8 protein-coding genes and 1 riboswitch are annotated in these 12,043 nt (G+C 64.0%); of the genes, 6 read left to right on the plus strand and 2 right to left on the minus strand.

The window, feature by feature from the left end; all coding sequences use genetic code 11:
• Nucleotides 1-186: 186 nt before the first annotated feature.
• Nucleotides 187-363, plus strand: a riboswitch (cobalamin riboswitch).
• Nucleotides 364-729: 366 nt separating this feature from the next.
• The 6 genes from H7007_RS06410 to H7007_RS06435 all read left to right on the plus strand — a co-directional run bounded on the left by H7007_RS06410 (nt 730) and on the right by H7007_RS06435 (nt 9,429).
• Nucleotides 730-2,883 carry an outer membrane protein assembly factor BamB family protein gene (locus H7007_RS06410; RefSeq protein WP_287154022.1) on the plus strand — a complete coding sequence of 718 codons (2,154 nt, stop codon included), beginning with the start codon at nt 730-732 and terminating at the stop codon, nt 2,881-2,883.
• Nucleotides 2,884-3,576: 693 nt separating this feature from the next.
• Nucleotides 3,577-4,581: a DUF4430 domain-containing protein gene (locus tag H7007_RS06415; RefSeq protein WP_287154024.1), complete on the plus strand. Its 1,005-nt coding sequence runs from the start codon at nt 3,577-3,579 to the stop codon at nt 4,579-4,581.
• Nucleotide 4,582: 1 nt separating this feature from the next.
• Entirely contained in the window at nt 4,583-5,494 is a 912-nt protein-coding gene (locus H7007_RS06420) for an energy-coupling factor transporter transmembrane component T family protein (RefSeq protein ID WP_287154025.1), read from the plus strand.
• Nucleotides 5,495-5,526: 32 nt separating this feature from the next.
• The gene (locus tag H7007_RS06425; protein WP_287154027.1) at nt 5,527-7,185 is read left to right on the plus strand and encodes an ABC transporter ATP-binding protein; all 1,659 of its coding nucleotides are present in this window, start codon (nt 5,527-5,529) and stop codon (nt 7,183-7,185) included.
• A 181-nt stretch (nt 7,186-7,366) separates the two neighbouring features.
• The gene (locus H7007_RS06430; protein WP_287154029.1) at nt 7,367-8,110 is read left to right on the plus strand and encodes an ECF transporter S component; all 744 of its coding nucleotides are present in this window, start codon (nt 7,367-7,369) and stop codon (nt 8,108-8,110) included.
• Nucleotides 8,111-8,148: 38 nt separating this feature from the next.
• Nucleotides 8,149-9,429, plus strand: coding sequence for a prenyltransferase/squalene oxidase repeat-containing protein (locus H7007_RS06435; RefSeq protein ID WP_287154030.1), 1,281 nt, complete (start codon nt 8,149-8,151; stop codon nt 9,427-9,429).
• Between the two features lie 3 nt (nt 9,430-9,432).
• On the opposite strand, the gene H7007_RS06440 is transcribed toward H7007_RS06435, so the two are convergent.
• Complete coding sequence (locus H7007_RS06440) at nt 9,433-11,634, minus strand: amylo-alpha-1,6-glucosidase (RefSeq protein ID WP_287154032.1); 2,202 nt, start codon at nt 11,632-11,634, stop codon at nt 9,433-9,435.
• A 165-nt stretch (nt 11,635-11,799) separates the two neighbouring features.
• Nucleotides 11,800-12,043: hypothetical protein (locus H7007_RS06445; protein WP_287154034.1), on the minus strand; the 244-nt coding region annotated here is incomplete at its 5' end.

Consider the following 12,043-nt stretch of genomic DNA (forward strand, 5'->3'; position numbering starts at 1 on the left):
AAACACGAGGAAGAAATGGGAGATCTCTCTTGCTGAGCAAATCATGCTAAGTCAGGACGCAGAAGAGAAGGGGGTAGAAGAGATAAAGAAGAGGATGGTCGGGCTGATATTCGAGCTGGATGGACCTCGAAAGTTTGCTTAAAGGTTGACGACGATGCTAATATTGGTCCGTAGATTGTTGACAATCATATAACACGCCGGCCGGGTTCGCGAGATTAAAAGGGAAGTCGGTGAGAATCCGACACGGTAGCGCCGCTGTGACCGGGGAGCGAAGCCCCAGGAATCCCACTGGCCGAAAGCCGGGAAGGGGGGGCGGAGCGAAGATCCGGAAGTCAGAAGACCTGCCCGGCATGGGTCAGTGAGCTCTCCGCCTTAGAGAGATCTGACGGAAGTGCCATCTCCTCTCTCGAAGCGAGAGAGGAGATTTTTTATCCGTGGCGGATGGAGGGAGCACAGTGTTTAACGAGCACGAAGTGAAAGTGAGTAAGCGCCGCAAGGAGAGCGCGATGTCGGATGCGCCGCTCACTTGAAAAGTTCCGGATGGAGTCGACGATGGAGGTGGAAATGTATACCAGCTCTGGCGGAACAGAGGCAAAATCGAGATGGAGGCCGGCATTTCGCGGTGGGAAACGGGAACGTTTTTCGCCGTCAAGGATCATAACCGGCATTGCCGCCGCGGTCTTCCTGCTCCTCTTCAGTCTCTCTTTCCTCGTTACCTCGAAGGTCGGTTTGCGAATTGATAAGGCGAACGCCCAACCCGGCGCCCTTCTCTTCGAGAGCGCGGACTACGATGTAAAGGACGGCACCGCCCCCACCATAGTTAACGGTGTTGCCTATCTCTTTGCCGGGGAGGATCCCTGGACGCCTCCGGGGGCGGAGAGCAAGATCGTGGCCCTGAACGCCAGCAACGGGCAGCTCATCTGGGAACGGCCGCTTCCATGGGCCGGTGGCAAGGGCTCCAAGGCCCGCCCCTTGGTGGATTCCGGCAAGGTGTACATAGGCTGCGGGGAATACATGTTCTGCTTGGATGCGGCCGACGGAAGAAAGAAGTGGTACGGGCCCATCACCCCTCCGGGTGGAACCTTGGGAAGTTCGATCATCATCACCGACCCGGTGATGTACACCAACTCCCAGGGGACAAAGGTGGTGGTGGTCGGGGATTATATCTACGGGGCCTATGTGGGCCTGGACGCGGAAAACGGGACCATCCTCTGGAGGTATTACCTGGACTCCAACACCTCGGCCATCGGCACCCCCGGCGTGGACGACGCGAATGACCGCCTCTACCTCCCCCAGCATACCGCTTTCAATTCTCCCGTGAACGGCAAGGTGCACTGCATCGACGTGTCCGGAACGACCCCGGTCAAGAAATGGGAGTACAAGACCACCTACGACGTGGCCGCGGGCATAGCCGTGCATCAGAGGACGCTCTTCTTCAGCGATTTCGCCTACGGGGGGCCGCAGAGCAAGTTCTATTGCCTGGAGGACAAGGGGGATTCCGCCTCCCTGCTCTGGAGCGCCGACGTGTGGGGCTCCTCCGGAACCGCACTGGTGGACGAGAACAGCGAGACGGTGTATTTCTGCGGCAACGACTACTCCGTGGGCGGGAATCACTTCTACGCCTACGACATGACCACGGGGAGCCTCATATGGGACAACCCCAACTGGGGAGCATACAACGGTAACTGCTCGCTCTCGCCGGACACCGGTTACCTCTACGCGGGGAGCTTCGACACAGCGGCCTGGGCGCACAACAAGGGGCTGGCAGCTCTGGATCCCCTGACGGGAAGCGAGCTTTGGTACGTGACCGCGAAGGGAGGCGGGGATCCGGTGGTTGTCGACGGCGTTGTGTACACCACCGCCGACGGCAGGCTCTACGCCTACCAGGAATACGTCCCCACGGAGTTCGACTGGTACTTCGCCGAGGGCTACACCGGCGACGGGTTCGACGAGTTCCTATGCCTGGCCAATCCCGGAACGACGCCTGACGATGATGCCTGGGTGAACCTGACTTACGTCTTCAACGGGGACCGGCCCCCGGAGACCAGGGCCTTCGAGGTCCCTGCGGGAACGAGGAGCACGGTTTACGTTAACGGCGACGCGGGGGAGGGCATGGAGGTCTCCGTGAAGGTGGTCTCCGACAAGCCCCTGGTGGCCGAACGACCCATGTACTTCGACTACCATGGCACGTCCGGCCGCAACTGGACAGGTGGCCACTGCGTGGTGGGCGCCGACGCCCCGTCAAAGAAATGGTACTTCGCCGAGGGGTACACCGGCGAGGGGTTCGAGGAGTATCTCACCCTGGCCAATATGAACGATGGGGAAGCGTTGGTCGAGGTCACCTACCTCTACAACGGCGAGGACCCAGTCACCAAGCCATATACACTGGATGCCTATTCCCGCCGCACCCTGAACGTGAACCAGGAGGCGGGCGCCGGAAAGGAGCTGGGCATCGAGGTGAGCTCCAGCCTGCCCATCCTGGCCGAGCGCCCGGTGTACTTCGACTACGCCGGCAAGTGGAGTGGAGGTTCATGCGTGCTCGGTGCGCGGCTTCTCGGCAATTTCTGGTGCCTGGCGGAGGGATACACGGACTCCAATTTCGACCAGTACATCTGCATCTCCAACCCGGGCAAAGAGGATGCCCAGGTGGTGGGGGTACCCCTGTTCGGCGGCGGTGAACCCTTCGACTTGGTGGTGGAAGCGGGAAGGCGCCGTACGGTAGCCCTGCACAGCGACGAGGGCGTGGAACGCGCCTATGCGCTGTATTCCGACCGTGGCGTGGTGGTGGAGCGGGCCATGTATTTCGACTACCAGGGCTTCGCCTCCCGCGGCTGGACCGGCGGCCACTGCACCGCGGGGGCGGTTCTCTCGCAGATATACTGATCGGGTTCAGGTTCGCCGATCATGATCGCCAGGCCGCGGTAGTGGATAGACTGGCCTTCCGCCCGCCGGATACGGTGGAGTACTCGCGCCGGGTAGGGGCCGTAGATATGGGCGAAGAGGAGGCGATGTCGGAGCGATAAAAGGCCACAGGTGGAAGGATTTACCATCGAGGCTTCTTGCGGTCGACCACCTGATGGGCAGGGGGAGATCTCTCCCTGCCCGAGCCCTTGCGATGAGGCGGATTACCGGATGTTCGTCCCGGAGCAGGCCGGTTGGTCGTGGAGAATTGCGCGGGTCGCCACCCTCGGCCACCGAAGAAAAAAAAGTCCTGAATAACTGCGGCGACATTCTCTGAAAAACCCCCTTGGGCCGGGACGATCCCGGCGGTGGAAAGAGGGAGCGTAGGTATTCATATATTGGATCGACAGGCGGCTTGAAGAGCCTCGAAGATCCCATCACGGGATCTGCCGGCGGAAAATGCGCGGCTATGCGCAGTGGGAAGGTTGACCGTATGCAGGCCGATACTAATAGTCTTTTCCCAGCCGGGATGGGAGGTCGGGACGGGCTAGTCCCGGGCAAGCGGAGGCTTACCGCCTGCACTCGATCCAGGACTCCCGCAGCCTGGACATTGACAGGCAGGTCTAATGTTTTCAACCAAACACAAGCTGAAGGATGTACGGTAGAAGGAGATCCGTGAAAGGCGACGAGACTCCCGGCAGGGGCAGGGCCTGGTTGCTAGCCTCGGTAGCGGTTGCAGCCCTCTTCGCCGCTTTCTTTCTGGTTCGCGGCTGTGCTTTCATGCCCTGGAACCGCTCCGGCCGGGAAGTGGAGGCGCGGGTTACCATCACCCGCGATTTCGGAGTGACGGTCCTCAAGGAGCAAAGGGTGCGGGTCAGGGAAGGAAGCACCGCCATGGATGCCCTCCTCGAGGCGGCGGAGGTGGAGACGGCCTACGGGGGCGGTTTCGTGCAGGGGATCGACGGCTTGCGTTCCGGTTACCAGTCCGGACTGGGAGACGGGGAGAAGGTGGACTGGTTCTTCTACGTCAACGGGCACATGGCCGATGTGGGGGCCGACGATTACACGCTGCGGGACGGCGATTGGCTGGTCTTCGACTACCATTCCTGGGACTACTCAATGTTCACCCCCTTCCTGGCCGGCTGTTTCTTCCAGGCCTTGCGCAGCGGTTACGGGGGGCGGTCTGCGGAGGGCGTGGCCGTGCTACACACCCCGGGTGCCGCGGAAGAGGCCGGTGAGGTGGCGGCCATGCTGGAAGAGCGCGGTATTTCCTGCGATAAACGTCTCCTGGAAGAGGATTGGGCTCCACGTGAGGACGAATACGCGGTGGTGGTTGGTATATGGAAGGAAATGGAAGATAACGGCTACCTCCGCAGGGCCTTTTCCAACGCTTCCCGCCTGGGTCTTTACGCTTATTTCGATGGGGCGGAGTTGAAGCTTGCCGGGCCGCGGGGAGGAGTGGCCGAGGTCCTCTCCGGGAAAGCCGGTCTCATCGAGGGCACGGGCCCACGCCTGGGCGACGGGCGTTCCGCGTTACTGGTATGTGGGTTGGACCGGGAGGGTCTCGACGCCGCCGTGGAGGCCCTTCAGGAACTGGCCGCGGAAGGTGGAAGGCCGGTGACCGCCATCGCGGCCCCGGCGGGGTCGGCGGCGTTCGCCGTGCCCGGGGAGGTGAGGTGAGGTGCTCCCCGTTTACAGGCGCAAGGAGACCCTGGTCCATCGACTGCACCCCCTGGCGGCGCTGGCCCTTTATACCTCTCTGGTGGTCTCCATCCTGGTGCTCCAGAACCCGCTGCAGCTCGCCGTGGCCGGCGCGGGGGTCCTTTCCCTACTGCTCTTGGCGCAGGCCAGGAAGGAATGCCGCCCGTTCATCCGCCTGGGCCTGCTCATGGCCCTTCTCTTCACCCTCATCAACCCCCTGGTGAACCGCCAGGGAGGGCACGTCCTGGTCTACGGGCCCCGGCTTCCTGCCCTCGGCCGGCTGGACATCACCCTTGAGGCGCTGGCCTACGGCGCGGTCTCCGGTTTCCGCCTTCTGCTGGTGGTCACCGTCTTCGCGCTGCTCAGCACCACCGTGAACCCCGACGACCTTCTGAACATCCTTTCCGCCGTCTCCCTGCGCTCCTCCCTCGCCGCCGCCCTCGCCGTGCGCCTCTATCCGGGGCTGGTGGTGGAGGCCCGGGAGATGATGGAGGTCCAGCTGGCCAGGGGGGAGACGCTCAAGGGCGGGAGCCGGTGGGAGAGGGCTAGGGCCCACTTACCTTTCTGGATGGCCCTTTTCCGGGGTTCGCTGGACCGCGCCGCGGGAATCGCCGAGGCCATGAGCGCGCGGGGGTTCGGGAGCGGGAAGGCCACCCGCCGGCGCCGACGCCTGCGAGGCGGCGACATCGCCTTTATCGTCGCCTCCTGTGGGATGCTCGCTGCGGCGCTGGCCTCCTCCCTGAGAGGCGGATACCGCTATTTCCCCACCCTCGGCAACCCGCTGGCGGAGTTGAACTCATGGGGGACGGTGTTCTTGGCTGCCCTCTTCGCCGTCCTGGCGCTGATTGGAAGGTTATGGAAAAGATGGCCCTGGTTGAGATCTCGAATCTGACTTACTGGTACCCGCGGGGGGAGAAACCTGCCTTGAAGGAATTGAGCCTCAGGGTGGAAAAGGGAGAATTCGTGCTCCTCACCGGGCCCACCGGATGTGGCAAGACCACCCTCATGCGCCTTCTCAACGGACTGGTCCCGCACTTCCACGGCGGCTGCCTCAGGGGAAGGGCTTCCGTGTGCGGGCTGGACGTGGTGGCCGCCGGCCCCCGCCTGCTCTCCAACCGGGTTGGTATGGTCTTCCAGGACCCGGAGGACCAGCTGGTGAGCACCACGGTGGAGAAGGAGGTGGCCTTCGGGCTGGAGAATGCCGGCCTACCGGCTCCGGTCATCGCCAAGCGGGTGGAGGAGATGCTGGCCGGGATGGGCCTTTCGCGCCTGCGGCGGTCCTTCCTGCCCGAGCTCTCCGGAGGAGAGGCGCAGAAGGTCGTCCTGGCCTCCATACTGGCCCTGCACCCGGAGGTACTGGTGCTGGACGAGCCCACCTCCCAGCTTGATCCCCTGAGCGCCGAGGAGCTGCTGACCATGGTGCGGCGCATCCACGAAGAGACGGGGACCACGGTGATCATGTCCGAGCACCGCCTGGAGCGGTGTTTCCATTACGCCACGCGGGTGGTCCACCTGGAGGAGGGGAGCGTGCGCTTCGACGGAACTCCTTCCCAGGCGGCGCGCTGGTGGGGCTCGCGCGAGGGGTCCTTCCTCCCGCCCATCTCCAGGGCCTTCGCCCGTGCGGGATGGGAGGAGATACCCCTGACCGTGAACCAGGCCAGGCGCATGCTCTCCGAGGCCGCGGGCGGGGGAGCAGGTTCGCGGAAGGAAACGGAGTATACCGGAGGACGGGAGCGGCGCCGCACCGGGGAGGCGCTGGCGGAGGCCAAGGAACTCTGGTACCTCTACCCGGCGGGGACGGAGGCCCTGCGGGGCGTGGACCTGCGCCTGGAAAAAGGCGCGAACTTGGTGGTCATGGGGGAGAACGGGGCCGGGAAGAGCACCCTCCTGCGCTGCCTCCTGGGGCTCCTGCCGCCCACCCGCGGCAAGGTGCTCCTCCTGGGGGAGAGCCCCAGCCGGGAAAGGCTGCCCGGCCTGGCCTCGCGTGTGGCCTATTGCCCCCAGAACCCCAACACTTATTTCCTGTCCCGTACGGTGCGGGAGGAGATGCTGCGCACCCTCAGGCTCCGCGGCTACCGCGGCAGTGACGCGGAGAAGCGGGTGGAGGAGCAGCTGCTCCGTTTCGGCCTTGAGGGACTGGGGGAGCGGGACCCGCGCGACCTGAGCAGCGGGCAGAAGGAAAAGCTGGTCCTGGCCTCCTCCCTCCTCCCGCCGGTGCCCGAGCTCCTCATACTGGACGAGCCGACTCGTGGCCTGGACTATGGAAGCAAATGGGAGATTATGGAAATACTTGGAGATTACGGTGACGGGGGTTGCACGGTGGCGGCGGTGACCCATGACGTGGAGTTCGCCGCCGCATTGGCGGACGAGGTGGCTATCCTGGGGGACGGGAAGGTCATCGTGAACGGCCCCGCTCCCGAGATACTCAGCGACTCACTCTTCTTCGCTCCCCAGGTGAACCGGTTGCTCAACGACCTCTACCCGGGCCTCATCCGCGAGGAGGAGGCGGTGGCCGTACTCCGGGATCTGCGGAAAAAGTCGGCTTCGAATGGGGAGAGGAAGAGGGGGGAGGCGGGAGCGTGAGGCGTTCTCATGTGCGGAAGCTGCAAGGCGAGTACCAATCGCGTCCCCCGTGGCTGCGGAGGGCATCGGCTGCCCTAATGAGGCGGCGACCGGGAGTTTGGCGATGAGAGGTTCGGGCCGGGAAGGCGTGAAAGAGAAGATGCCGGCAGGGCGAGGGGTGAGAGAATGGCGGAACCTGCGGATGCTGCGAGGTTTCCTCCTGGCCTCCATGCCGGCGCTCGTCTTTTTGGGCCTGAAGGGAGTGACCCCATTCGACCGCTGGTCTTTGAACTCCCTACTCTTAGCCCTCCTCCTCCTGACCCTGCTCTTCCTGCGCTTCGAGGAGGGGGATTACGGGGCCCGGGAGGTGGCGGTGGTAGGGGCCCTTGCCGCGGTGGGCGCGGCGGGGAGGGTGTTCTTCGCCGCCGTTCCGGGCGTGCAGCCGGCCACTTTCCTTGCCGTCCTTGCGGGTTACGCCCTGGGAGCCGAGTCCGGATTTCTGGTGGGAGCCATCATCGCCCTTCTGAGCAACATCTTCCTCGGTCACGGGCCCTGGACGCCGTGGCAGATGATCGCCTGGGGATTGGCCGGTGCCAGCGGAGGCTTGCTGGCCGCCTTGCGGCGGGAAAGGCGACTGCTTCCCGCGGCCGCCATGCTGGTCACCGCGTGGGGGTTCTTGTTCGGGTGGATAATGAACCTGTGGTTCTGGCTCTCCTTCGTCTATCCCTTGAACTGGGCTTCCTACCTTGCTACATGCGCTACCAGTTTCTGGTTCGATCTCCTGCACGCGGCCGGGAACCTGCTCTTTACCCTCGCTCTGTGGAGACCGATGGCCGAGATGCTGCGCCGTTACCGTGAACGCTTCGACTTCGTGTATCTCGGTGAGGCGGAGCGAGGAGAAGAGGTCACGATGTGGATAGACGTCGAGAAAACGCGAGTGGAATAGAGCACCCGAGTGAGATGGGACATGCGGAGGTGATCTCCTTGAAACGGAAAGCGCCGGCGGTGATCCTGGCGACCGCGCTCTTCCTGGTTGTACTGCCCGGGTCGTATCCGGCCCGGGCGGGGACCGGCGAGGCCCTGGCCTACATACGGGGCCGGCAGACCCCGGACGGAGGGTTCTGCGAGCCGGGGCGCGGCGATACCGGCCAGGACGTCACCACCGCCTGGTGCGTCATGGCCCTCGCCGCGGCAGGGATGGACCCCGCTTCGGTCAGGTCGCAGGGGCGTTCCCCCCTGGATTTCCTGGCTACCCAGTCCGCCAACTGGAGGAGCGTCACCGATTATGAGAGGACCCTGCTGGCCGTGGTGGCGGGAGGAGGGAACCCCTACGACTTCGGGGGAGTGGACCTGGTGGCCAGGGTGAGGTCCTTCCAGAGGTCGGGCGGGAACATCGGTGACGCGGTCAACTCCAACGCTTTCGGCATGCTGGCCTACAAGGCGGCGGGGATCCCAGTGCCGTCGGGAGCCGTACAGTGGCATAAGATGGCCCAAAACGGGGACGGCGGTTGGGGCAACAACCCGGGTGGGGCGAGCAACCCGGACATGACCGCGGCTTCCATAATGGCCCTGCGCGCCGCAGGCGTTGACGCCGGCGACCCCTCCATCGCCTCCGCTCTTTCCTACCTCCGCTCCATACAGAACGCCGACGGGGGTTTCGCCTTCCAGTCCTCGTCATCCGATGTCTCGGCCACTGCTTGGTGCGTGCAGGCTCTGGTGGCCGCGGGGCAGGACCCGGCGGGCCCGGCGTGGTCTAAGGGTGGGAACACACCCTGGAGCTTCATCCTCTCCATGCAGGCCCCCGACGGCCATTTCGTGTGGATGCAGGGACGGGACGTCAACCCCCTGTGGACCACGGCCTACGCCGTCTGCGCTTTGGCCCGGAAGCCCTATCCGGTGGCCGTGTATCGGGCCGGGACTGGGTCATCCGTAGGAGGGGTGACGGCAGCCCCTTCGACCGGCGGAAGCGGAGCCTCGAATGGAGGGTCTGTAGGCGGGGAAACGGGGGCGGAGACCATGGAAGCCGCGGCAGGCGAGGGCCAGGGCGATGCCGCTGAGGAAGGAGCTCCCGGGGAGGACGGTACGGGAGAGGAAGCGGAAGGGCTCAGCGCTGAAGAGGATGCGGACTCCAGCGGCGGAGAAAACCCTGCGGCATGGGCGGTCCCCCTGGCGGCGCTGGCCTTCCTGGGCGCCTTCTTCTCCTGGTATTTTCTGGTACACAGGCGAAAAGGCGCCGCTGCGCCGGGTCCAAAAAAGCCGGGATAAAGGTCATTCCTCGATGACCACTCGGATGTCCCCCTGCTTTTCCGTGACGCTGAAGACGGTAGCGCCTTCCTCGTGGCGGAAGAGCAACCCGAGGCGGGAAGTCCCGACACGCAGGCCGTTTATCCTCACCGACTCCAGCCAGGGAGGCAGGCACGGCTTGTTGACGTACAGGACCCCGCGCGGGGCATCCGGGGTGATGCCCAGCAGCGACTGGAGGACCAGGAAGACGCTGCCCGACGACCAGGCCTGGGGGCTGCAGGCCACCGGATAAGGCACCGGCTCGTCGTAAAGGGTGCGCCGGAAGCCACAGAAAAGCTCGGGAAGGCGCAGGTTCTCCATGCGCAGGCAGGCCGTTGAAAGCCCCTCCACTAGCCTTAGACATGCCTCGTCCGCGCCGTATCGCTTCATACCCCGCAGGATGAGGGCGTTGTCGTGAGGCCAGATGCTGCCGTTGTGGTAACTCATGGGGTTGTAGTAGTAGGATTTCTCGCTCAAGGTGCGTATCCCCCAACCGGAGAACATGTCGCCCTCCATGAGCCGCTCGATGACCTTTCGGGCCCGCTCCGGTGACGGTAGCCCGGTGAATAGGAGTTGTCCCGCGTTCGAGGAAACTACCCGCACCGGGTTCTTCTCGCCGTCCAGGGCCAGGACGTAGAAGCCAAGCTCCTCGTCCCAGAAGAGCTCCTCCACCTTGCGCCGGACCTCCTCCGCCTCCGCCAGCAGGCGCTCGCCACGCTCCCTGTACCCGAGGTCAAGGTAGAGCTCTCCCAGGCGCCGCTTGGCGTAATAGACGTACCCCTGCGTCTCCACGGTGGCCACCGGCATGCAGGGCAGGCGGCCGCCGGGAAGGAGGATGGAGTCCCCGGAGTCCTTCCAGTACTGGTTGGCGAGCCCCAGCGGGCTGCGCCTGGCATATTCCACCAGACCATCGCCGTCCTGATCCCCGTACTCGTCTATCCAGCGGAGGGCCTGGTTCACGTTCTCCTCCAGGCGGCGGAAGGTCTCCATGTCCGCCGTCCATTTCAGGTACTCGCTCATGAGAATGAGGAAGAGGGGCGTGGCGTCCACGGTGCCGTAGTAAGGGGTGTGGGGTATCTCGTCCATGCGGGCCATCTCGCCGCGGCGAATCTCGTGGAGTATCTTCCCCGGCTCCTCGTCCCTCCAGTCGTCAACCTTGCTCCCCTGAAAGGAGGCCAGGAAGGCAAGGCTCTGCCGGGCCAGCTCCGGTTTGACCATGAGCGTCATGTAACAGGCGATGAGTGCGTCCCTCCCGAAGGGAGTGGAATACCAGGGCACGCCGCCCACCAGGATCTCCCCGTAAGGGGTGCGGGTGTGCAGGGCCCTGAGGTCGCGCAGGCTGCGCTGGATGACCAGGTTGAAGACGTTGTTGGCGGTGTCGATGCGTGTGGCTGGCTCCATCCACTCCTCGTAAGAGCGGCGCAGTTCACGGCGGGCTTCAAGGTACTTGGCGGGTTTTTTCTCCTCCCCTTCCTCGAGCGGTATGACGTGGAGGTCGATGTAGTCCACCTCGTCGGTGGTGAGGAGGAAGGGGAAGACGGCCTCAACGCCGGCCCTGCCCCCCCGTATCTCGGCCGGTGGGCGGGAAAATACTATGCGGGTGGAGCGGCGCAGGCCGTCCGTGCCGGTATAGGAGAGGATGACCTCGCTCTCCTTGACCCGCGGCCTGTGCACCCTTCCGCGCTTGGGGCGGCGCATACCCCGCACCTCGAAGATGTCCGCGAAGTCCGATGCCATGCTGATGCTCAGCCTCACATGCACGGGGGCGGAATGGTAGTTTCTAATGTAGATCCTCTCCACAAGGCCGTCCTTTATCAGCCGGCTTCGCCTGATGCTGATGACGTCCTGGGGTATGACCGTCCTGTCCTCCTCCAGGATGTCCGGGTTGGAGAGGTGGATGTTGGCCATATAGCCCCTCTCCAGGGAGGAGGAGAGGAAGAGGGGGCGGGTGCCCTCCAGGCGGGTCTCCAGCGTGGAGAGGAAACGGGTGTCGCGGTAATAGAGGCCCAGACCGGCCCGGTTGCCGTGGGTCATGTCGCCGTTCTCGTAGGTATAGAGGAAGTACTCGCCCTCCTTGATGATCAGCGACTTGCGGGGCACCTCGCTGACGATGAAGGGAAGGCCCCCTCCACCCTCCAGACAGAGGGCCTCGCTCCCCTTTTTGGGCTTGGCCTCGGTCCCCTCCATGTCGTTTCTCACCCCTGTCTTGAAACGGCCGGTCGTGACGCTCCCCGTCCCTTCATATCGAAGGAAGCGGAATATATATTTATATACCCGTAATCCGCCCGCGCAACCAGGATCTCCATCCCCGTTGCTGTCTACAAAAAGTAGGCACCCCATCCCGACAAAACCTCAACACGCTATCCTCTCATGTCCCGCAAGCGCCTTGAGGACGTCCTTCACCCAGGGGTCTCCGCTCCTTGTCTCAAGAAGGGGCATGCGCTTTTTAAGCCAGGCCTCCGGGTCCTTTCTCACCTCCTTTCTGAGGGAGGCCATGGCCAATTGAGCTTCCTTTTGGTGTGCGTTCCTCCTCTTGGAGAGGAAGGTGGGAAGCTCCCCGTTCTCCCGGAGCTCGATCACCTGGCACATGCAGTCC

Origin of the sequence: Candidatus Solincola tengchongensis (genome assembly GCF_015711935.1) — a bacterium.
GTDB lineage: Bacteria > Actinomycetota > Geothermincolia > Geothermincolales > RBG-13-55-18 > Solincola_A > Solincola_A tengchongensis.